The sequence below is a fragment of the Bacillus cereus group sp. Bce041 genome (genome assembly GCF_052646455.1).
The window spans coordinates 31495-50564 of record NZ_JBQXON010000021.1 but is presented as its reverse complement, the minus strand read 5'-3'; the positions used below and the strand labels follow the sequence as shown (position 1 = coordinate 50564).

Here is a 19070-nt window from a genome sequence, read left to right as displayed (position 1 = left end):
TTATTACCCACGGCATTTTTATTGCCTGGCTGAGCCCCTTTAGATTTAGGAGCGTTCCTTTTTCTAATAGGAGCGCTCTCTTTGGGTTTAGGAGCGTTCCCTTTCAGCTCTCCCTCTAATTCTTCTTCCCAATTATCTTGGGATTTCCATTTTCGAATTGTATTAGCAGGTACTCCAATTTGTTTTGCAATATCTACTAATTTGTTTTCCTTACCGCTTTTTTCATTATCTAACCAGATTTTTTTAGCCTGATTCCGTCTAGGATCTCTTTTTCTAGCCATCTCTCATCTCACCACCTCCTCACCGGCATTCGAGTTTGAGTTTGTTTCCTCGAATTTATTCAACAGAACGTACTAATCTTATCTCTGGTCTCTCATTTTATATTGTTATTACTTTGATTTCGTAAATAAAAAAGAGCCCTATCAATTAGAGCTCCTTTTTTTCATTCTTATTTTATTAATTTGAGATTTTGTACCTCTTTGAATAAATATCATTTAATCACTCAAACCGGATATTAATTCAAAGAGAGACAAAAGCCTCTCCCTGTTAGTTGAAGATCTTGCGCCAGAAACGTTGTTAAAGACGAAATAACTCTGTGAGTAGTTACATATAAATCAACAGGTGAAAGCGATAATGAATTCGAATTTACCTTATACACTCTTTATTAGAAATCAAGAACGTAAATTCATTCAAATCACAACCACCATTTTGATCCATATAATTCGTAAAGTCCAATATACATTCCTGAATGGGATTTCCTATCGCTATATCAGAGTGGATGCTGATATAGCGATAGAGAGAAATACTACAATGGCATTTTGTATCATGTGAGAGCAAGAAGGGGACACTCTTGCTCTCAATAGGATACAAAATAAAAATCCCTTTTTGAAAAAGGAGCCTCGTTATGAAGCTCCTCACCTGTTTTTCGTACCTTCGCATAATATAGGGACCAGATGGAGTTGAGGGTACAGGCTGACGCACCCTCCATATACTCTTTTAGAATACATTAGATAAAAGGATATATGGAGAGGCATGTGAGCGCTCAATTAAACTAAACGCCACATCCTCAGAGTTTCCGGAGGGTAACAAGTCTAAAACACTTTGTCTGCTTAAGATATTTTTCTCTACAATAACATAATACCACATCCTCAATGTATTCTTTAAGCATATTTTATGCAATTTATCTGCTTCTTTACTGCAAATAAAAAACACCCCGTCTATTCTGGAGTGTTTTTATCCTTATTTAGATACTTTAATTCACGCAAATGTATTGCTAATTTATAAAACGCATCGGATTGTATATTATAAAATGTTCTTTCTGATACATCCAGAAACTCCTCACAAATCTCTTTATCTATGTAATCCTCAAAATCGAGGTATTTTTTCACAATTAATGTTCTTTCCCTTTTATTAAGTCTATTTACCGCACGCATTATTTTACCCATAAAAGCTGTACGTTTCTCATTTATCTCCATGTTACGAATAACCGTATCTTCCGTGCTACTATGAAACGAATTCGTAAACGTCGGTGGAGCAATATTATAACTTGGCGTAATCTTGGGTAAATTTTCTTCTTCCATTTCATACATATATTCTTTGTATTGATATAGTTTAGCTTCTACTGCTTCTTTTGTGGCATCTCTATCAACCTCTTTTAACGCTGAGGAGATTGATTTCTTCTTTCTTGTTCGTCCTATTTTCCCAGGTTCTTTTACGCTCATATTGTAATATTGCCCCTTTCTTACTATCTATCTAATTACTCTAATTGTTTTCCCGCTACATCTCTGATTATAAGCTCCCATGAGATACTTAATATCATGTAACGTTAGCTTTTCTTGTTGATTCTTCTTTTTATATTTCGTTCTCTTTTTACTAATCACTCCTGATTTCATACAGCTTACCTCTTTCCCCTTATGGAATTTTTAATTACGTAGTGCTGCTGTATCTTCTTTTAATTCCGCATCTTCTTTTAAAAAGACTTAATTGCCTATAATCCCAGCCCCACATCTCTCTAATGCTATTTTCGCTATGTCCTGCTGCAATTAATGTTTCAAATTCTTCTCCGGTATGAGCTGGCCGCTCTTGTCTAATTTTATTTAACTCTTCCTTACCTAGCTTGTACTCAATTACTTCACTAGAAATTCGATTTATATCTTTAGCAAAGCGCATAGGACCTAATTGACGTGTAGATCTGGAACTTTTATAAAAAAGCGACATTACATATCCCCCCTTCTTCACTTCTTCCCATCTTCTCTACCACCCTTGAATAAATCCATAAACCTTGTTCATACTATAAATACACTTTAGTTCTGAACTTCCTTCTTAACGTTTTTCTGAAGAGCAGTTAGCCTTTACTAGCTGCTCTTTCATTTATCTCAAGTATTTCTTCTTGAATATCCTCAGCAACTTCTTTTCTGTTGAATTCTCCAAATCCACTACCTCTATATATTTTATCGCCACAGGAACTACAAATTAATTCGTATTCATAACCCTCACAACCACAACATTCTCCACAAATCGTATTCGTATAATCAATATCTTCTTCGGTATTGTTATGACCACATTCGGCACATTTAAAGATAAATTCCATGCCCTTTCTCCTTTTCTAATAACATAGCGTTCTGATTTAGTTTTCTTTACATTTACAATCGTGTAGCCACTCGTCACACTTTTTACATTCACATTCACAGTTTTCTAATTTTTCATCACATCTAGAGCAATAATCTATGACTTCATAAATCACTTGTTTTCCTCCTCGCTAAGTTCCTTGATAGTCCGAACCATCCAAGCAAAACTGTTCGCTTCAACTAATACGGATTTCGCTTGTACCAAACTAGCGTCACATATCAGTTATAACTTTTCTTTTGTTGTCATTTCCGTTTGCTCAATTATTTTTTCCCAGCCCATTTTGTCTCCCCCCAATCAAATAAAGATTTTATTTAAAATAGCCATGCCGTTTCATTACTTCGATTATTTCGTTTATATATGGTTCATCTGTATTAATAACGATATAACTGTTGTACGGCTTCTTATCATCGCATAATCGGCCATCCTCAATTTCGCCTAACACCTCGTTTAAAATTTGACGAAATTCCTCACGCTTTTCTTCATTAACATATCTCTCCAAATCCTTTTCATTTAACACAGTGTATCTCCTCTCACGACCTTCTAAAACCGTTCCTTCAAATGCGCTCTCTGCCATTTTTCATTCACCTCTTAACACTGGAATAAAGTTCATTATTTTAACTGTATTGTATTTATATCTTCTACTAATACGAGCTTCGATTTCTCTTACCCACTCAATGCCACTATATACTTCTGCAATGTTTACATGGCCATTCCCCCATTCCCAATGACCGCCTTCTTCTCGGATAAACATGTATGCAATCCAATAATCACATTTTGTCATTTTTCGTTTGTCATCCACCATATTCATCCCCCTTTAATTCAAATAAAGATTTTATTAAATTACATCTGCACCATCGATTGCCTCTATTTCAGCTTCACACTTCTCTTCTGACCAATCTTTAATCATATCCCACGGATAATGCATTTCTACTAAAATCCTTTTATAAGTACCTTCTTCCGTTTTACTGATCGCAACTGGATCAGGACCATTTAGTTTTAATACAGTGTCATAAATTTCTTCATTACTAACGTCCAGTTCTTCGCCTAACTTATCTAAAGAGTTATCCGGTCCGCACATCCATCCGTGATTCTTACCACTCTCAGAAGCATCAAAAATCACTTGTGCTATTAACTCAATTACTTTTGCTTTATCCATTTTCCATTCTCCCTTTCCTTTTAAAATAAGAATTTTGTTCAATTATGGTTTAATAACTGTCCATTCTCCTGAATCGATACGCCCTTGAGCTTCTTCCATGCTAATTGCGCTGCCAGAACCATCAGAATAAACAACTTGAATCTTCCCTGTCATGAAGCCATCACAATCATGATCGTATGAAATTAACGCATTTCCCAAACCTTTTACTTTGACAAACTCGCATCCATCTATATCTTCAACTTGAAAGTTTTTCACTTCTTTTTCTTCCACTTGCCCAATTAACCAATCGTAATCGAACTTTGTCATGCAAATTGCATGATCTGCAATGTTGGTGATATTCTCTTTCACTTCTTTTAATCGCTTATTCATATGTTTCACTCCATTCCTACTCCCTTTTATTTTTCTATCCACTTTTTCTAATAATCCTGTTATTAATCCCATAATCCAACCTAATAAAAATATGAATGTATACCCCACAGCACCACCTACTTTTCTCCCAAATAACTATTTTGTTATAAAACTTAGCTATTTGCCTTACTCCTTGGTTGCTGCTTTCTTCGTTCTTCTTGATATCTTCTCCGATATTCTTCTTTTTGTTTTCTTTCATACCTTATCTGCCTTTGCATAGATTCAACAGTAGAAGGATTAGCGCTTTTAATTAACTTATCTGCTTCACGAGATAAGGATCTAATTAAGGATGCTTTTAAAATTTCTTCTTCAACTGCTAACTCTTGCTTCTTTGCACGTTTCTCTAGCCAACCACCGATGTATACACCTATATGACTAGGTATCTCATCTTTAACTTTTTCATATAATTCTCTTGGCATAACATAATAGTTATAATGACCACAAAAAGTTTTACTTGCCTTACTCCTAAAATCCGAAACAGATACTTTAACTTCGTAGCAGCGCCATATACCCTTAGTATCCAACGTTAGATAGTCCACACGTTCTTTTCCAAACCATCCAATCGTAACTTCAAAGCAACCAAATACACCTTGTTTCTTTGTTGCTGCGTATATTTGTTGCTCCATTTCAGTAGTAACCCTAGTTTTAGCCATTTTGTCACCTGCGTTTCTATTTAAATAGAGATTTCACATTAAATCTCGAACGTTCTTTGGATCCTCTAATACTTTTCGTTCGTTTTTTCAAACAACTATTTTCTTTTAAACTCCCTTATATTCAATCGTTGGATACTTTTTAGAAAGGTTTTGTTTAAACTCACAATTAGTGCAGGTATGTTCGAATTGAGGTGGACTCGTGAGTAACATTGTTCCGATTCCTGCTTGATAAATCATTTCTCCTTCTTTGCACTTATCGCAAGTGTACTTAACACCAACTACCTTAACTTCAAAGTTCGTTTCCATTCACTACACCTCGCTTCTCAATAAAATTTCCGAAACAAATTGTATTTTCGTTTTATCAAGAATTATCACTTCTCGCTCCCCACGCCTTAAAAACAAAGAAATGACCTCTCTCTTCTTCACCTTGTATTCTTTTATTGTTTTAACCCCTCGCTCATTTGCGAACCTCGCTGCAATTAACGGATCAAGAGTATATGCAATCCAATCATTTTCATTATTTCTGTGCGCCCTATATACCGAAATAAAATAAGGTAATTGTTCAAAGGCTTTAAATTCACTAGGCTTCATAATACATTTCTTTCTTTTTGGCCTATTACTACTAAAAAGTTGCTTCCACAGATTGATATCTGAATGGCCCGAATAACTCACCCATAATGTTGAAAGGAAAAACCAATATGCATAATCAGTTAGTCCTTCACAAACACCAGAGAAATATTTAATTGCCTCTGGTGTACCTTCCCTTGCAACAATCTCTTTTGCAACTCTTGCATCATATGGATTCCATCTAAATCCGGAATATATATCCATTGTTCTCGCTCCTTTGCTGCTCCACTTTAAAAAAAGAGTTTAATATCCATTATTTTGACGTTCATGATTCACTTGATTTTTCTCTATATATGCACGTTCAATCTCTTCTAATTTGAAGCCTAGCATTTCTCCTAACCCTAAATAATGGCTTAGCAAGACATCTGCATTTAATGACGTAGGCTCTTCTTTTAGCCGAACTGCTAATGAGTATATTTCTAAAAACTGCTCTGTTACATTGTCACAATAAATCGCTACTGGTAGATTTACCTCCGCTCCAGTATGGATACATAAACTAATCGCAAAATGTAACCCATCAACGTATTCTTCAAGAAGAGGATTTTTATCAACTACTAGATACCCCGCGCATTTTTCGCAATAATACCAATGGTTTCCTAACCCGTGTGTACCTAACTTTTCATCAACTGGTGGATTCCCTCTTGTGTATCCTTTTTTCGCGCAATCGGGACAACTTTCTCTCACATAAGTTCTAGGTTTTGTATTTTCACTCCAAAACTTAAACCCCCGCCATTCCTTCATACATTCTGCTACTTCATCAATGAATGCTAAAATTCTTGATTGAAACGTTCCTGCCCAACTAAGCTCTTTATCTTCTAAAACTCTTACATCAAACTCTTTTTGCATTTTAAACAACTTGGCAATGTTCATATGTCAACCTCTCCTTACACTCTTAATTTTTGCCACTGGTATTAATAAGCTGCATGCGATATAGCGCGCCTCATGTTCATCTTTTGCGTTTTCGATAACACTAAGCGTCCCTTGCATTGGCGGCAGCTCATATTCAATTATGAATGGATACATACAGCACGACCTTCCTTCGCTTTACGCCAATCCCTTACAACCTCACCATTTTCACCAAAATAGATAATTTCCCAACGTGGATCAGCTTTAGATTCATGCGACATCCCATCATACACAACTAGCAAATCTGTTTTGTGATTCCCTACAATTGTGGCCATCTTCCCTGCTATTTCGACTCGCATTCCCATATAAGCAAATTCAATTTTTCTAAACTTACACATTCTCAAAAAGTCTTTTTCCTTGCTATAGAACTGTTCCAGGTTATCTAACCCAATGTATTCACAATTTACTATTCTTTTAAAATCTGAGTACGGCATGTTTGTCTTATGTAACTTGAACTCTTTATAGAACATCGATACTGCTTGCGCCTCCGAATGGGCCGCAACCTCCGTTTTATGATGCTTACCATTTAATTGAATAGATAGTCGATAGCGATACTGTACAGTCATCTACGTCTCCCCCTTATTTTCTGGATCGTTTTCGTTTAAAAGGAGCATCAACTCAGGAACGTTTAGTTCCCAAAGTTGACGATTTCCTTTTTTAAAAACACCTATATTTATGAGCCGTTCTATGATGCATTGCTTGTCCATTAACCTTCTAGATCAACCCTGTTTTCTGCTAAATAACGAAGAGTTAATTCCGATGCAGGTCGAGATGTGGCCAAATATCCATCCTCCTCATTCCCATAAAGAACAACTACATTCCCATCCCCATTTGTTTCTTTTTCCACTCGAACTACAGATCCATCTTTGTCTATCGCTATGTCAAACGGCATAAATTTATTGAATTTTCTGTTATTTTTAATGAATGTCGCAGCACGTCGCAACGCTTTCGCCTCATCTTCCGTTGCAACTCGTACATCAAACAGGTCCATTGTCACCTTCCCGCCACCATCATCATGATCATACTTACCTAACTTGAACTCAATGGCATAAGCGTATTCAATTTCATTTCCTTCTACTCCGCTGCATTTAGCGATCCATTTCACATCTTTATTCTCGAATACAACATAATCATTTTTCCGGATAACTGGCGCTTCAGCTTCATAGCCATATTCAATTGCTCTTGCAAGTTTTATAAGATTACCTTTTTCAAATAACCAGCTTGTTTTAAACAATTCATGCGCTTGCTTATTCAATATCTCCCACATAGCATTTGGAGCACTTGAATATTGTTTCAAGCCAAGAATATCAGCAATTTCTTTCGGTATTTTTACAGGTGGCTCTTTAACTACATCCATATTTTTTTCATGCATAAAAGCTACACCTTCTTCCCTAGCAACTACCCATATACCAGGAACTTTCGTTTTCCCAAGTACAATTCCTAATCTATTACATCCACAAGTACATTTAACTTCTTGTTTAAATTCAAATTTATTCATTTTATTTTCCCCTCTCGTTATTTAAGATATTGATCTACTCTTAATGGTGCGAACCCGCTATTTAAGTAAATCCGTAACTCTACTGGAGTTCCTTCATCACGCATCTTCTTGCACAGTTCCACTGCTTTTTCCCAACTAAAACCTTTTACTTTTGCTCTCTGATATCGCCACAAAGCAGTTGTATAATCTACAAACAAATCGAATCTATTGTCAGGTCCTGCTTTTTTTACTACCTTTTCAGGAAGTTCATCTATGTCTTTGGCGTTTTTGGGTATCTTCGCTAAAATATCAGCGTAGCTAGCTTTCCCTTTCCGTTGCTTCACATGAGCTTTACGAGCATCAAATTTCACAATTTCCGGTTCTACATCGAAAATATTCAGCTGCTTATTCACCACATCACCACCTATTCAACAACACTATTACATTGCTAACTTATTAATCTCAGCAGCCACTTCTTGCAATGCCTTTGGACTTAAAACTAACTTTCCTCCAGCCAAAATATAATTTTCCTGACTAATCTCGCCTGTTAAATGGCATGCGTACGCAGGTCTATACTTTCTTAAAACAATCTCATCTTCATTTAGTAAAAATTCAATTGGCTCAGTATTATCTATTTCTAGAGCAATACGAAGTTCCATAGGTATAACCAGGCGTCCTAACTTATCAACTTTTCGTGCAACACCTGTATCTTGTAGCTTTCTAACAATCACGTTTTCTCCATCTCTAAATACTTCTACATAATCTCCATCTGGAATTTCAAGTGTACGTCTTAGTTCCTTAGGAATAACTATTCGCCCTAATCTATCCATACTTCTTACAATACCTGTTGTTCTCATTTTCATTTCTCCCTTAACTTATATTTTTGTATTCTTCACTTCACCACCATCTCACCAAGCTTAAAAATCAAATAGAGATAGTTGTTCTATTGATTCATTTTCTATAGCACTCTTCATTATTTCTAAAACTGCGGGATCTGCCTTTTCCTCAGATACTACTGGCAATTCACCTTCAAACTGCCGCCAATTTATAAAATACGTCTTAGGATGGCATCCCAAAAGCTTCCCATCATCAACTCGATATACATAGCAAGTATTACTGGATTTGCTATTCGAATATGCACTTCTACTCAGTAGATAACTTTGTCCCACTTTCAAATTAAGAGTCTCAGCTGTACTTTCTGCTAATACAACTGCACCATCTTGTAATTCAATTTGAGAAGAAGCAGTAATGCCATTAGGGATTTGCTTTATATGTTCAATGCCTACTCTTTTAATGTAATGCCCGTCTGAATCTGGCTGCTCCATCTGCAATTGAATACCAAACATCTCACCAGGAATAATAAATTTAACCGATCCCCATCCACTAAAAAGCAAATCTTCAACAAAAACTCGGTCCCCTTTAGCTATCATGTAAATTCCTCCTAATTAACTTGTGGTAGTGAAGCAAGATAATCTAACGCAATACCTCGCCCCGGTCCACATCGGATGCAATTTTCTACAAAATATTGATAAGGAATACTCTTTCTACCACTTTGCATCGATTCCGACCACCATTCTGCCAGTTGGTCAAACATTAATATGTAATGCTCTTGATGTACCGAAAACTCGATCAATAGAAAACTGACTCCTTTTTGCTGTTGGTGCTTTCGTAAATATGATATTTGATGACTTTTCACATTTTTCAGTGGAAAATTCGTTTTACTCATCGTACTTTTGGCATCAAATGCAATTGACACTCCATTTGTAAGCCCTTTGTAATCGACAGTACTTTTATGAGCGTACCAACCACTCTCTATTTGTCCACGCTGATCCAATTTCTTAACTTTTACAGGAGTAGCCACTTTATCGATTAAGGCGACTTCCCTGGCATCGTACTGTGCATTGGCCGTTTCAATTGCTATTTCTAAAGCATTTCCTCTATTTGCATAATTCGTTGCTTTTTTCACCATCTCACCACCTACTTACCATAATTGAATTTATCATTATATAAATTTACTAATTGTTCATCGGAGCATGAATTTAAATACTGCTCACTATAGTTACCATTCAAAGAAAGTAGGATAATCATTTCCTCTCTGGTCATATGAACATCTCCCCCAAGATCAGACTTTGGAATATAGTCACATATATCCCATTGAACCGCATCGAGCATGCCACAACCTTCTTTCCAATTCTTTAATCGCTGCTACTTTAGTGTTACTTCCACAAGACTCAAAGCGTATAATCTGATACAACTGCATTAGTGTCGCTTTCTCCACTTAAACGCCTCCTATGTATTCAAATAGAGTATGTTGCTTTAAGCATAAATTTATTTCAAAAAAAATTTTATATCTATCCCCAAAACATCTGATATGGCCGCCGCAACCTTTAAGCTAGGTGTTTTCTTTAACCCTTCTACACCAGCATAGTAAGCCCTGTTAATACCAACCATTTCAGCTATTTCCCACTGTTTTAAACCCTTCTTTTTCCTCGCGTCTTTTATGAGGAGAACCTTATCTCTCTTGTCCATCTATCTCCCTCACTTTTTGTATGCTATAAGCAACATTTTCAAACTGATTATATACCATGTTATGGAATATAACAACCACTTTATGCATTTTTGCATATTTTTTCTTGGAAAATTTAACGTAATGTTGCAATTAGTAGACAAAAAGAAGATAATGAGTTTATGGCATATACAGTGAAAGGAGATGTGGATGTGAACAATACAGACAAAGATAAACACTCAATCTCTCAAAACTCCGATCAACACGTTGATTTTAATGAAGCGAGAAAAGCGGAAAAAGAAAAAGGTTTCATACCTTCGAGAGTACGATATTTAAGAAAAAAACATAAATTAAAAGTCGATGAAATTTGCAGATATGTAGAAGTTGCAAGAAGCACATATACAAATTACGAACAAGGCCATAGAACGCCGCCTCCGGAGAAAATGGCCAAATTAGCTGAAATTTTGCAGACAACTCCAAATTATTTAAGTGGATATTCTGATATTGAAGAACCATTGAACGATAATTTACGTGCTATTTTGTCTGCTACTAATTTAAATTGGGACGGAAAGAAACTAACTCCTCAACAGAAAGAGCAAATTGCTAATATAATAAATGGATATTTCCAAGCAATCCATCCAGAATGAAAGAAACCGCATAATTTTTTATGCGGTTTCTTTCATATATTCTTCAATTTGCTTATATAATCCCAAAGGTATATCCCCTTTTCCCGCACATTCAGATAAAACGTTATGTAAATCTATCTCTTGCTTCAATCCTTCTTGAGTAGCAGCTGCTTTTTTTAACGCTTCTATTATCTTTTCCATTTGAATCCCCCTTGTTGTTATCCAAAAAAGTTTAGTGTTTTTCCATTTGTAAAAAACTTAAACATCCCTTAAAACACTGAATGACACCGCATTTCACGGTGTCATTCAAAGAATTGCTATTTAACTTAACCCACGCTTCCGCCTGGATCAGCCGCCATATAAGAGGCTTGTTTTTTACCTTCTTGTTTTGAAGCATGTTCTGCACTTGTACTACCAATTACTCCTAAAGCGACTGATAAAGCAATAAGCGCTGCTAGTATCTTTTTCATTATGTTCACCTCTGCCCAAGACTGGAAAATATAAAATATTGCGTTGAATATATTCTTATTGTAACATCGAAATTCCAGTTTTCAACAGATTTATTACCATTTTATCGATTTTCCCTTATAAAACGGTTCGGCAACTGCACATAAAACTTATTACCATGTTGCTCAAAGCATGAGGTGGACTGACGGAAATAGTATTCTTCACCAGTTGCTAGTCCCATATAGTACCATTGGAAAGCTGTCCATGTTCCGTTTTCTCTTTTAATTTCCTCTAGAATACGAATGCCTTCTTCGACGAGACCTCTCTTAATTGCTAAATGTGCCTTTTCTCCTATGTCTACAGGATTGATTTTATCTAAATCTACTCCACAATCTATTCTTATAAAATCTAATGTTTGTTGGCACTCTGCTATTTTATCATTGTAAATATCTGTATTTTCAGTTTTTAAAACTTCTATCGCTTTTTGCACTAATATTTGACTTTTATACGTGTCTTCAAACAAATAAGAAATACCGAGAAATTCGTATGTAGATGCTAAAAATCTTGGGAATTCTTTTGAGATATCATTTTGAATGATTGATTCCCCTATCTTTCTTGCTGCAGTTATATTATTATCCATGAGGTTTGCCACTAGTTGTAATTCTTTCATTCGGATGTCATAGGCATCTTTAAAATAGCTCTCTTTCAGATTTTCTACAGTTACATCTTCATTCTCCGTTTCTTCTTTCTGCGCATTTTGTATTCCTTCTTTTACAGTTATCTCAGGAACAGTTTTTATTAAACTTGTGAACTCCTGCATATCGGAAAATGAATACATTAATATGATCGATTTTAAAACTTTCATTTCATCCTTTGTTGTCTTTATAGAGCTTTTGGAAATCTTTTTAAATAATTTTTCTCCTATCAAATTCCCTTTCGAACGCTCACAAAGAAAATCATAATGAGATGCCCATTCCTTAACCATTTTATTATTAAATGTTTTTCCTTTTTGAACTAAGAAGGTTAATAACTCAATGTTCCTATTTGCACTAGCAAATTCCATTGCAATACATAAATTCAAAGGTTTTGTTGTATCTGCACAAAAACGTAGAATATATTTTTGAACTAATGCGCTATCTTCATATACATGACGAACCAGTTTAACGAAATTCATAAAACTGATTTTCGTCTTACCTTTAAAATACTGACTTACTAAACCTTTCGTTACTTGTAACTTATCTGATATTTGAATATCGTTAATCCCTTTTTTCTTCATATCTGCATGTATTTCACTTAAAAGAGATAAAGTATTCACGGCAAACCTCACTCTCCTATACACTTACTCCTAGCGTTAAACTCCTAAGGAAAGTATACCCTATATTTGCTAAATTTCAAACAAAATATGAAAAACACTAAACATGTATAGTATAATTTATTTAACAAAACGAGGGTAAGGAGAAGTATAGAATGGGACGAATTCACTTTACGTTAGAACAAACGCTAAACGAATTAGATATATCACCATACCGCCTTTCGGTCATTTCTACGGTTAGAAGTAATACTATTGCTGATATGGTAAGTAATCAAAGTAGTCGTATTAATATCAATACATTAGAATTAATCATTTCTGCGCTCAATAAAATAGCTGCCGAACGTGGTTCCTCACGAAATTTTAATGTTAACGACGTTTTTACTTATGTTGATTAACTTTCTTCATTTTACCAAAATAAATCAAAAAAGAGAACACCTGTTCTTTGTTTTATGATATTATTTTATAGAAAAAGAAAAAAAGAGAGGCCGATCTAATAGATCATCCTCTCTTTTCGAGTTATTGACGTTGCTAAAAGCATACATCTTGCTATATACTGTTGATATAAAATTCTTAGCATTATTGATCAGATTTAATAGATAAGTGAGTGTTACCAATTGGTTCACCCTTCTTTTTTCTACATAATTCTGCTATGATTGATGCTAGATACATATAAAAATCAAACAAAATATTAATATAAAAAAGAAAAAAACCCCGGCATACAGTTTTCGATGGTAGAGCGGCCAACTCAAAACACCAGAGAAAACTCGGAACAGCAGAGGTTATGTCTTACGTATTCAAATGTGATGCTATCTATAACGATATTATCACATTTTGAAAAAATCGTCTAGATATAACCTTTAGTTTGCTGCACCCATTTTTACCGGGGAACAAACTGGAGGTTTTTTATTATGTCAAACTCAAATACTTCAAATAGTATTCATCAAATTCTATTTGATGAAACCCCTCTTTTAGTTAGACCTGCACTTGCTAGAAAACTTAATGATAGTGATATGGCACTTATCGTTCAGCAGGTCCATTATTGGATTACCACAAAACAACAACTCTCTGATGATAGAACTTTTAAAAATGGCCATATGTGGGTTTATAATAGCATCGCAAAATGGCAAGAACAGTTTACATGGATTCCTAGAAAAACCCTGACTCGAAAATTCACTAAGCTACGAGAAATGGGTGTCTTGGTTGCTGATACACTCAACCAAATGAAAGAAGATCGCACACTTTGGTATAGAATTGATTACGAAGTGTTATTAAGTTTACCTGAAAAAAACTACTATGAAATCGAGTGCAAAAAGGATGCAGAAAAAAAAGAAAAAGCGAAAAAGAAAAAAGAACAGCTTGCTAGAATAGTAGAATCAGAAAAAGGAAAAACAGAACCATTAGGACAAAATGTCCAAATGTATAATAGCAATGATTCAAATGGGACTGAACCCACAAAACAGCATTCTAATACATTTGGACAAAATGGGATAATGCATTTGGACAAAATGTCCCAACCAATACCAAAGAATTCATTACCAAAGAATCCTTTATCTTTATTTAGTAAGTATGTAAGTATCAATATGTCTCCTATTGATTTTTTTAAGGAATCTATTTCTAGTAAACCAACAAAATATGTGCAAATAGAATTAGAGTCTCTTACTGATCAATACGGAAAAGATATTGTAAATGAATCTATTAAACGATTAGCAGATTTAAATACCAATAAATATATTGCTACTATTAAAGGAATTATAAGTCGTTGGGAAAAACAAGGTATGAAAACTTTCGATGATATTAAGCGTGTAGAATCGGAGTATACAGATATCAAAAAGAAACAGCAGCACCAAAGTAAAAAAACAGCACCAAAAACTAAAAATCTTAAACGTTCTGAAATGGTACCAGAATGGGTTCATGAACAAAAAGCAGCTGAGGAAACAGCTGCTAGTATCGAACAGAAAGGTAAAGTAGAACAAAAAGATATCGATGTATTAAAAGAATTCTTATTGCAAAAAGCTAATTATTTGCAAAAGGAAATTAATGTATCGGAGTTGACCCTAGATAACTTTAATACACTAGGAATTTATACAAAAATGGGGTTTACCTTACAAGAAGCAGCAAATATTTTAAAAGAATCTCCTTTAATGAACTCGTAAAATAAAAGTATTATCTAAAAAATAGGCCAGGTAATATGTTTATTTTGTATGCCTAAAGCAGACTATAAGTATCTCTACCCATATGCTAAGATTGTAATAATACTATATGGGAGGTCTATTACTTATGGGCTTATTCGGAACTAAAAATCCTAAAACAATAACAGATACGGAGTTTTCTTGGAAAGATAATAAAATTAAAATTACAGATAGGTATGTAGAATCCTCAGGTCTAATTAATTTTGTTCGTGTTCCTAAAAAACACATTGAAACAGTTACATATGAAATTAAAACTGGGAAAGTAGCAATGTCAGTAGATATAAATCTTATTGGAAAAGGTGTAGTGCTGGGATCTATTGCTGTAGGGCTTGATTTAAAAGAAGAAGTTCAAGACTGGTTATTAGAAAAACTGAATTTATTCTAGGGCAATTGTACGTTTATAGCCGTTATAGTATATTTTTAATTAATGGTGATTGCATCCATAACTATAATACAGACTGTATTAATTCGTAGTATTAGCGTACTACGATAGCCCTATTGTATTTATTACAGTAGGGCTTTATTTTTGTGTTTTTGTTAACTAATTGCAACTTTTTAGCAAGACATTGGCCGCGCACGTCGAATTAGTACTGGTGAGGTGATGGTGTGGTGGTGAAAGAATGGTATTCCATACAAGATGCAGCTGATACGCTAGGGATTAGTCATACTTCGATTTCAAGGTATTTACACACGTATCCGGATTTTTTTAAAGTGAAATTAGTAGGTAGAAAGAAAATGATCTTTAGTGAAGGACTACCAATACTAAAAAAGATAAAAGATTTATATGCAAGTGGTGTACAAACACACGAGATATTAGAACAGCTGCAAGGATCTATGCCCGTTTACCATGATGCAGAGAATGCTGGTGAAGTGGTGAATAATTTTTCAGTAGCACAGATAGAGCCATTTCTGAAAAATTTAGAAACTATAATTAGTCAGCAAAGCAGTTTATACGAACAAAATGCTCTATTAGCTGAACAAGTTATCAAATCTGATCAACGCGCAGAGAAAATTCACGAGCAATTGCAACAATCGGATAAGCGGAATCAGGAACTCCAGGGACAACTCCAGGAACTTACAGAAAAAATGGATACACTCATAAAGTTCCAGGAAGCAGCAGCCACGGCAGAAAAACAACCGTGGTACAAACGAATACTAAAATAAGTGAAGCAGCAGGAATCCCTTGTGGACGCCTTGTTGTTTTTCTTTCACCAATAGTGGTACACGATATTTATACAGAATGGAGACTTTTATTATGACCTGGGAAGAAGCTATACACGAATATCTGTTATATATGCAAGGAAACGGGCGTAAACTTTCTACCATGCGTCGTTATCATTATGACTTAGTACAATTAGCTATATGGACTGAAAACAGTGAGGATGCATTAAAATCGCCCTTTTATCGTGAAATAACAACGGAGCAATTTAAGGAATACTGCAAATCGGCAGAACACATGCAAAACCGCTCTACTGCATCATTAAAACGAATAATGAGCGTGATTATTAACTTTTTAGATTATCATGGTGTGTTTTTAGAATCTGTAGATCGTGGCAAAGAGGTGTTGCTAAAATTAGATAACTTTGCTCCAGATAACGAGATTGAAAAGTTACTATGCACTATGAGTAGTTTTGATGGCTTAACCAATTACCAGGTAGCAGGACGAAAATATATTATGAACAGAAATCTATTCTTGGTCCGCTTAATGATTTACTACGGCTTTTCTATTCATGACCTCACCACATTAACTATGCAAGATATTAATTTTGGCCAGGGTACATTAATGCCTGTATCTGCAAGTGGAATTAAAAGAGCAATCCCATTAAATAATACAGATCGTCAATTGCTCGTTTCCACCTACAAGGACATACCGGAATCCGTGCGGCCGCGCCAAAATACAAATGATCCATTTTTCGTAACATTCCACCATGCAACAAGTACGTTTCAATGGGATTACAGTACGGAATCCCCAAAAAAACTAACAAAAATCGCCATTCAACGTATGTTCCAAAAAGAGATTAAGCGTGCTGATGTTCACCACCTCTCCCCCACCACACTACGTAATCGTCACATATTGGATTCGCTTAGAAATGGTGTTAGTGCTGCTGAAATAAAAGTTTTACTTGGAATGAAGAGTATTGAAGCGATGCATCGTTATATTGTTTTTTGGCGTTCTCACACATTAAAAGATAATTACCAACAGTTATGGTCATAATTAAAAGAATCCATTATTAAAATGGATTCTTTTTCATATAAACCTAATTAGCTTTTCCAATCTTCTAAACTGATTGTTCCAATATCTTCTCGCATAACTTCGTCAGTAGTAGTATTAAAATAATTTCTATAAACAACAACTTCATCACCTACGTATTGAACGTGTAATGTCGTATTTTCGCTACCTGCACCTCCAGGAGGATTCTTAACAGAATGAATAAACCCTCCAATTGGTATATCGCCTTTCGAAACTCCTACAATAAAAGTTCTAATATTACCACCATTATGTACATACTTTGACTCTTTGGTATCAGACTGTCCAACCGGAAGATCTGTTTCTTGATTTTCTGGACGTGTATCCCCTCCCCATTTCAAGTGTAGTTCTGACCCTTCACCTTTCCCTGATTCTGGATTCGGTTCGAAATTAGTATTATTTATTACTTCTAACTTGGACCTTTGTCCAACTTCCTCTACTTTATCCCTAGTCATATCCAATCCTCCATTAACAATATATATTCTTCTTAGTTTGTCATGATTTCAATCGTAGTATTCTATCAAATGATGTTTTTATCAAGTGGTGTTTAAGTGGTGTTAATTTTATTTTATTCTTGCATTCACGGTTAATTATGGTAAAATTACCTTATAAGTGGTGTTAAAACCCTACTTGTTTAAAATTAGGAGGAGAAAAAATGAATATCTCAAGATTTAATGGTGATTTCGGTAATAGTACTAACAACTTCATGCTAGAAGGTTACTATTTTGAAATGCCAACAAATGTTTCGCCGATTAGTAAACAAAAAGCCGAAACGCATTTCGTGGACTCTATCACTGATCCAAAAGACCTTTTAAAGAAAATGCTTATTTCTACAACGATTGATGGAGAAGAGCAGTATTTCTTGGTAGGGGAAGCAGCAGTATCACAAACACTATCCAACGTACATGTAAAACGTATGCATGACAAAATAAAAAGCCCAATTCCTTATGTATCATTTTTAAGTGCTGTAGCTTATTACCACGCTTTAAAAGGAAACAAGGAAAGTAATGAGATTGAAATAGAATACATGAGCATGATGCTACCGATTTGGCTGTTAAAAAGAGAGTCTAAATTCAGTGTTGCTCAAAATAAAATGGCGGATCGCTTCCTAAAAGAGCACGTTGTAACAGTACATACACCAGGAATGGAACGAACATTAAAAATTAATGTAAAAGAAGCGAAATGTAGAATTGAATCTGAAATTGCTCGTCATTCCATTAAATATAGAATGGTTAAAAAAGATGATAATGCAAAAGCAATTGCTATTGAAAAGCGAAAATCTGCAGCTCAATTCGAAAATGCAAAAGTAGTTTTAATCGATATCGGTGGTGGTTCAACTGATGCAGTAGGATTAGGTGTTGGACTAACAAATCCAACAAGTCGTGACTCATTCAAAGTAATAGATATTAAGCCGTATTTAGGACATATTGAAGAGTTTCGTACAGAAAAATTATTAGAACAATTTAGCAGCCTACGTACATTCGAAAACTTCATTGTGAAAAATTACAACAAAAAGACCTATAAGTTGAAAAATGAAAATACTGGGGACGAAACTGATTTAACAGATAAGATTACAGAAATGCTAAATGAGTATGCTAGCTTACTTGTGACTCAAGTTTTAAACGAATTCATCCCAGCATCTAGTGATGAAGTATTGAAATTCATATACTTTGGTGGAGAAGCACCGATTTTAGAGCCTTACATTAAGGAAAATCTATTAAAGCATATGAATGAAGAAGCTGCTCAAAATAACCATTTCTTTTTAAGTGACATTATTGAGGAAGAAGATAACGAAGTCTTCGCTCCAACAGCTCGTACAATAAATTTAAATGCTTTGGAGTTACGCAGTATTGATGAAACAAAAAAAGTAGAAGCATAAGGTGTGTT

General features: G+C 34.9%; 34 protein-coding genes. 7 read left to right on the top strand and 27 right to left on the bottom strand.

Annotation, left to right across the window (positions count from 1 at the left end; all coding sequences use genetic code 11):
• From ACUN13_RS29630 to ACUN13_RS29520, 23 genes are all read right to left on the bottom strand, one after another.
• The coding region (locus ACUN13_RS29630) for a phage terminase small subunit-related protein (protein ID WP_445424138.1) at positions 1 to 281 on the bottom strand (281 nt) is incomplete at its 3' end.
• A 936-nt stretch (positions 282 to 1217) separates the two neighbouring features.
• Positions 1218 to 1721, bottom strand: a complete 504-nt coding sequence (locus ACUN13_RS29625; protein WP_043935973.1) for an ArpU family phage packaging/lysis transcriptional regulator — start codon at positions 1719 to 1721, stop codon at positions 1218 to 1220.
• Between the two features lie 27 nt (positions 1722 to 1748).
• Positions 1749 to 1892 carry a hypothetical protein gene (locus tag ACUN13_RS29620; protein WP_445424137.1) on the bottom strand — a complete coding sequence of 48 codons (144 nt, stop codon included), beginning with the start codon at positions 1890 to 1892 and terminating at the stop codon, positions 1749 to 1751.
• Between the two features lie 34 nt (positions 1893 to 1926).
• On the bottom strand, positions 1927 to 2217 hold the full coding sequence (locus tag ACUN13_RS29615; protein WP_445424136.1) for a hypothetical protein: 291 nt from the start codon (positions 2215 to 2217) through the stop codon (positions 1927 to 1929).
• A 127-nt stretch (positions 2218 to 2344) separates the two neighbouring features.
• Positions 2345 to 2590: a transcription initiation factor TFIIIB gene (locus ACUN13_RS29610; RefSeq protein ID WP_445424135.1), complete on the bottom strand. Its 246-nt coding sequence runs from the start codon at positions 2588 to 2590 to the stop codon at positions 2345 to 2347.
• Between the two features lie 345 nt (positions 2591 to 2935).
• Positions 2936 to 3202 (bottom strand): hypothetical protein, encoded by a 267-nt coding sequence (locus ACUN13_RS29605; RefSeq protein ID WP_445424134.1) that lies wholly within the window; start codon positions 3200 to 3202, stop codon positions 2936 to 2938.
• A gap of 3 nt (positions 3203 to 3205) precedes the next feature.
• Positions 3206 to 3427: a hypothetical protein gene (locus ACUN13_RS29600; protein WP_445424133.1), complete on the bottom strand. Its 222-nt coding sequence runs from the start codon at positions 3425 to 3427 to the stop codon at positions 3206 to 3208.
• Positions 3428 to 3463: 36 nt separating this feature from the next.
• Positions 3464 to 3784 (bottom strand): hypothetical protein, encoded by a 321-nt coding sequence (locus ACUN13_RS29595; protein WP_445424132.1) that lies wholly within the window; start codon positions 3782 to 3784, stop codon positions 3464 to 3466.
• Positions 3785 to 3826: 42 nt separating this feature from the next.
• Positions 3827 to 4261 (bottom strand): hypothetical protein, encoded by a 435-nt coding sequence (locus tag ACUN13_RS29590; RefSeq protein ID WP_445424131.1) that lies wholly within the window; start codon positions 4259 to 4261, stop codon positions 3827 to 3829.
• 44 nt (positions 4262 to 4305) lie between these two features.
• The gene (locus tag ACUN13_RS29585) at positions 4306 to 4845 is read right to left on the bottom strand and encodes a hypothetical protein (RefSeq protein WP_445424130.1); all 540 of its coding nucleotides are present in this window, start codon (positions 4843 to 4845) and stop codon (positions 4306 to 4308) included.
• 105 nt (positions 4846 to 4950) lie between these two features.
• Entirely contained in the window at positions 4951 to 5151 is a 201-nt protein-coding gene (locus ACUN13_RS29580; protein ID WP_445424129.1) for a hypothetical protein, read from the bottom strand.
• Between the two features lie 3 nt (positions 5152 to 5154).
• Positions 5155 to 5676 (bottom strand): hypothetical protein, encoded by a 522-nt coding sequence (locus tag ACUN13_RS29575; protein WP_445424128.1) that lies wholly within the window; start codon positions 5674 to 5676, stop codon positions 5155 to 5157.
• A 39-nt stretch (positions 5677 to 5715) separates the two neighbouring features.
• A complete protein-coding gene (locus tag ACUN13_RS29570; RefSeq protein ID WP_445424127.1) occupies positions 5716 to 6342 on the bottom strand; it encodes a dUTP diphosphatase in 627 nt (208 codons plus the stop codon).
• 3 nt (positions 6343 to 6345) lie between these two features.
• Positions 6346 to 6495 carry a hypothetical protein gene (locus tag ACUN13_RS29565; protein WP_445424126.1) on the bottom strand — a complete coding sequence of 50 codons (150 nt, stop codon included), beginning with the start codon at positions 6493 to 6495 and terminating at the stop codon, positions 6346 to 6348.
• Positions 6480 to 6944, bottom strand: a complete 465-nt coding sequence (locus tag ACUN13_RS29560; RefSeq protein ID WP_445424125.1) for a hypothetical protein — start codon at positions 6942 to 6944, stop codon at positions 6480 to 6482. Before ACUN13_RS29560 ends, ACUN13_RS29565 begins: the two co-directional genes overlap by 16 nt.
• Positions 6945 to 7085 (bottom strand): Fur-regulated basic protein FbpA, encoded by a 141-nt coding sequence (locus tag ACUN13_RS29555; protein WP_445424124.1) that lies wholly within the window; start codon positions 7083 to 7085, stop codon positions 6945 to 6947.
• The gene (locus ACUN13_RS29550; protein WP_445424123.1) at positions 7085 to 7876 is read right to left on the bottom strand and encodes a hypothetical protein; all 792 of its coding nucleotides are present in this window, start codon (positions 7874 to 7876) and stop codon (positions 7085 to 7087) included. Before ACUN13_RS29550 ends, ACUN13_RS29555 begins: the two co-directional genes overlap by 1 nt.
• 17 nt (positions 7877 to 7893) lie before the next feature.
• Positions 7894 to 8268, bottom strand: a complete 375-nt coding sequence (locus ACUN13_RS29545; protein WP_445424122.1) for a cell division protein SepF — start codon at positions 8266 to 8268, stop codon at positions 7894 to 7896.
• A 27-nt stretch (positions 8269 to 8295) separates the two neighbouring features.
• Positions 8296 to 8712 (bottom strand): AbrB/MazE/SpoVT family DNA-binding domain-containing protein, encoded by a 417-nt coding sequence (locus ACUN13_RS29540; protein WP_445424121.1) that lies wholly within the window; start codon positions 8710 to 8712, stop codon positions 8296 to 8298.
• Positions 8713 to 8772: 60 nt separating this feature from the next.
• Complete coding sequence (locus ACUN13_RS29535; protein ID WP_445424120.1) at positions 8773 to 9285, bottom strand: hypothetical protein; 513 nt, start codon at positions 9283 to 9285, stop codon at positions 8773 to 8775.
• 11 nt (positions 9286 to 9296) lie between these two features.
• Positions 9297 to 9824: a Holliday junction resolvase RecU gene (locus ACUN13_RS29530; RefSeq protein ID WP_445424119.1), complete on the bottom strand. Its 528-nt coding sequence runs from the start codon at positions 9822 to 9824 to the stop codon at positions 9297 to 9299.
• Between the two features lie 8 nt (positions 9825 to 9832).
• Positions 9833 to 10027, bottom strand: a complete 195-nt coding sequence (locus ACUN13_RS29525) for a hypothetical protein (protein ID WP_445424118.1) — start codon at positions 10025 to 10027, stop codon at positions 9833 to 9835.
• Positions 10028 to 10183: 156 nt separating this feature from the next.
• On the bottom strand, positions 10184 to 10384 hold the full coding sequence (locus ACUN13_RS29520) for a helix-turn-helix domain-containing protein (RefSeq protein ID WP_445424117.1): 201 nt from the start codon (positions 10382 to 10384) through the stop codon (positions 10184 to 10186).
• A gap of 189 nt (positions 10385 to 10573) precedes the next feature.
• Here ACUN13_RS29520 and ACUN13_RS29515 point away from each other — a divergent pair, with 189 nt between their 5' ends.
• Positions 10574 to 11008 (top strand): helix-turn-helix domain-containing protein, encoded by a 435-nt coding sequence (locus ACUN13_RS29515; protein ID WP_445424116.1) that lies wholly within the window; start codon positions 10574 to 10576, stop codon positions 11006 to 11008.
• Between the two features lie 18 nt (positions 11009 to 11026).
• Here ACUN13_RS29515 and ACUN13_RS29510 read toward each other — a convergent pair whose 3' ends face one another.
• The 3 genes from ACUN13_RS29510 to ACUN13_RS29500 form a co-directional block, all read right to left on the bottom strand.
• Entirely contained in the window at positions 11027 to 11188 is a 162-nt protein-coding gene (locus tag ACUN13_RS29510) for a hypothetical protein (RefSeq protein WP_445424115.1), read from the bottom strand.
• A gap of 125 nt (positions 11189 to 11313) precedes the next feature.
• Entirely contained in the window at positions 11314 to 11457 is a 144-nt protein-coding gene (locus ACUN13_RS29505; protein WP_445424114.1) for a hypothetical protein, read from the bottom strand.
• 101 nt (positions 11458 to 11558) lie between these two features.
• Entirely contained in the window at positions 11559 to 12749 is a 1191-nt protein-coding gene (locus ACUN13_RS29500) for an AimR family lysis-lysogeny pheromone receptor (RefSeq protein ID WP_445424113.1), read from the bottom strand.
• 152 nt (positions 12750 to 12901) lie between these two features.
• Between ACUN13_RS29500 and ACUN13_RS29495 the strand changes: the two genes are divergently transcribed.
• From ACUN13_RS29495 to ACUN13_RS29475, 5 genes are all read left to right on the top strand, one after another.
• Positions 12902 to 13141, top strand: coding sequence for a hypothetical protein (locus ACUN13_RS29495; RefSeq protein WP_445424112.1), 240 nt, complete (start codon positions 12902 to 12904; stop codon positions 13139 to 13141).
• 513 nt (positions 13142 to 13654) lie between these two features.
• Complete coding sequence (locus ACUN13_RS29490) at positions 13655 to 14899, top strand: DnaD domain protein (protein ID WP_445424111.1); 1245 nt, start codon at positions 13655 to 13657, stop codon at positions 14897 to 14899.
• A gap of 124 nt (positions 14900 to 15023) precedes the next feature.
• Positions 15024 to 15320, top strand: coding sequence for a hypothetical protein (locus ACUN13_RS29485; RefSeq protein ID WP_445424110.1), 297 nt, complete (start codon positions 15024 to 15026; stop codon positions 15318 to 15320).
• A gap of 224 nt (positions 15321 to 15544) precedes the next feature.
• Positions 15545 to 16099: a hypothetical protein gene (locus ACUN13_RS29480; protein WP_445424109.1), complete on the top strand. Its 555-nt coding sequence runs from the start codon at positions 15545 to 15547 to the stop codon at positions 16097 to 16099.
• Between the two features lie 91 nt (positions 16100 to 16190).
• Positions 16191 to 17150 (top strand): tyrosine-type recombinase/integrase, encoded by a 960-nt coding sequence (locus ACUN13_RS29475; protein ID WP_445424108.1) that lies wholly within the window; start codon positions 16191 to 16193, stop codon positions 17148 to 17150.
• Positions 17151 to 17197: 47 nt separating this feature from the next.
• On the opposite strand, the gene ACUN13_RS29470 is transcribed toward ACUN13_RS29475, so the two are convergent.
• Positions 17198 to 17638, bottom strand: coding sequence for a hypothetical protein (locus tag ACUN13_RS29470; protein ID WP_445424107.1), 441 nt, complete (start codon positions 17636 to 17638; stop codon positions 17198 to 17200).
• A gap of 200 nt (positions 17639 to 17838) precedes the next feature.
• Between ACUN13_RS29470 and ACUN13_RS29465 the strand changes: the two genes are divergently transcribed.
• The gene (locus ACUN13_RS29465) at positions 17839 to 19062 is read left to right on the top strand and encodes an Alp7A family actin-like protein (protein ID WP_445424106.1); all 1224 of its coding nucleotides are present in this window, start codon (positions 17839 to 17841) and stop codon (positions 19060 to 19062) included.
• Positions 19063 to 19070: the final 8 nt, after the last annotated feature.

What these genes read in the sequence shown, in the direction of transcription:
- ACUN13_RS29625 (WP_043935973.1), bottom strand. Translation starts at nt 1,721, where the DNA reads ATGAGCGTAAAAGAACCTGGGAAAATAGGACGAACAAGAAAGAAGAAA.
- ACUN13_RS29620 (WP_445424137.1), bottom strand. Translation starts at nt 1,892, where the DNA reads ATGAAATCAGGAGTGATTAGTAAAAAGAGAACGAAATATAAAAAGAAG.
- ACUN13_RS29615 (WP_445424136.1), bottom strand. Translation starts at nt 2,217, where the DNA reads ATGTCGCTTTTTTATAAAAGTTCCAGATCTACACGTCAATTAGGTCCT.
- ACUN13_RS29610 (WP_445424135.1), bottom strand. Translation starts at nt 2,590, where the DNA reads ATGGAATTTATCTTTAAATGTGCCGAATGTGGTCATAACAATACCGAA.
- ACUN13_RS29605 (WP_445424134.1), bottom strand. Translation starts at nt 3,202, where the DNA reads ATGGCAGAGAGCGCATTTGAAGGAACGGTTTTAGAAGGTCGTGAGAGG.
- ACUN13_RS29595 (WP_445424132.1), bottom strand. Translation starts at nt 3,784, where the DNA reads ATGGATAAAGCAAAAGTAATTGAGTTAATAGCACAAGTGATTTTTGAT.
- ACUN13_RS29585 (WP_445424130.1), bottom strand. Translation starts at nt 4,845, where the DNA reads ATGGCTAAAACTAGGGTTACTACTGAAATGGAGCAACAAATATACGCA.
- ACUN13_RS29580 (WP_445424129.1), bottom strand. Translation starts at nt 5,151, where the DNA reads ATGGAAACGAACTTTGAAGTTAAGGTAGTTGGTGTTAAGTACACTTGC.
- ACUN13_RS29575 (WP_445424128.1), bottom strand. Translation starts at nt 5,676, where the DNA reads ATGGATATATATTCCGGATTTAGATGGAATCCATATGATGCAAGAGTT.
- ACUN13_RS29570 (WP_445424127.1), bottom strand. Translation starts at nt 6,342, where the DNA reads ATGAACATTGCCAAGTTGTTTAAAATGCAAAAAGAGTTTGATGTAAGA.
- ACUN13_RS29565 (WP_445424126.1), bottom strand. Translation starts at nt 6,495, where the DNA reads ATGTATCCATTCATAATTGAATATGAGCTGCCGCCAATGCAAGGGACG.
- ACUN13_RS29560 (WP_445424125.1), bottom strand. Translation starts at nt 6,944, where the DNA reads ATGACTGTACAGTATCGCTATCGACTATCTATTCAATTAAATGGTAAG.
- ACUN13_RS29555 (WP_445424124.1), bottom strand. Translation starts at nt 7,085, where the DNA reads ATGGACAAGCAATGCATCATAGAACGGCTCATAAATATAGGTGTTTTT.
- ACUN13_RS29550 (WP_445424123.1), bottom strand. Translation starts at nt 7,876, where the DNA reads ATGAATAAATTTGAATTTAAACAAGAAGTTAAATGTACTTGTGGATGT.
- ACUN13_RS29540 (WP_445424121.1), bottom strand. Translation starts at nt 8,712, where the DNA reads ATGAGAACAACAGGTATTGTAAGAAGTATGGATAGATTAGGGCGAATA.
- ACUN13_RS29535 (WP_445424120.1), bottom strand. Translation starts at nt 9,285, where the DNA reads ATGATAGCTAAAGGGGACCGAGTTTTTGTTGAAGATTTGCTTTTTAGT.
- ACUN13_RS29530 (WP_445424119.1), bottom strand. Translation starts at nt 9,824, where the DNA reads ATGGTGAAAAAAGCAACGAATTATGCAAATAGAGGAAATGCTTTAGAA.
- ACUN13_RS29525 (WP_445424118.1), bottom strand. Translation starts at nt 10,027, where the DNA reads ATGCTCGATGCGGTTCAATGGGATATATGTGACTATATTCCAAAGTCT.
- ACUN13_RS29520 (WP_445424117.1), bottom strand. Translation starts at nt 10,384, where the DNA reads ATGGACAAGAGAGATAAGGTTCTCCTCATAAAAGACGCGAGGAAAAAG.
- ACUN13_RS29510 (WP_445424115.1), bottom strand. Translation starts at nt 11,188, where the DNA reads ATGGAAAAGATAATAGAAGCGTTAAAAAAAGCAGCTGCTACTCAAGAA.
- ACUN13_RS29505 (WP_445424114.1), bottom strand. Translation starts at nt 11,457, where the DNA reads ATGAAAAAGATACTAGCAGCGCTTATTGCTTTATCAGTCGCTTTAGGA.
- ACUN13_RS29495 (WP_445424112.1), top strand. Translation starts at nt 12,902, where the DNA reads ATGGGACGAATTCACTTTACGTTAGAACAAACGCTAAACGAATTAGAT.
- ACUN13_RS29490 (WP_445424111.1), top strand. Translation starts at nt 13,655, where the DNA reads ATGTCAAACTCAAATACTTCAAATAGTATTCATCAAATTCTATTTGAT.
- ACUN13_RS29485 (WP_445424110.1), top strand. Translation starts at nt 15,024, where the DNA reads ATGGGCTTATTCGGAACTAAAAATCCTAAAACAATAACAGATACGGAG.
- ACUN13_RS29475 (WP_445424108.1), top strand. Translation starts at nt 16,191, where the DNA reads ATGACCTGGGAAGAAGCTATACACGAATATCTGTTATATATGCAAGGA.
- ACUN13_RS29470 (WP_445424107.1), bottom strand. Translation starts at nt 17,638, where the DNA reads ATGACTAGGGATAAAGTAGAGGAAGTTGGACAAAGGTCCAAGTTAGAA.
- ACUN13_RS29465 (WP_445424106.1), top strand. Translation starts at nt 17,839, where the DNA reads ATGAATATCTCAAGATTTAATGGTGATTTCGGTAATAGTACTAACAAC.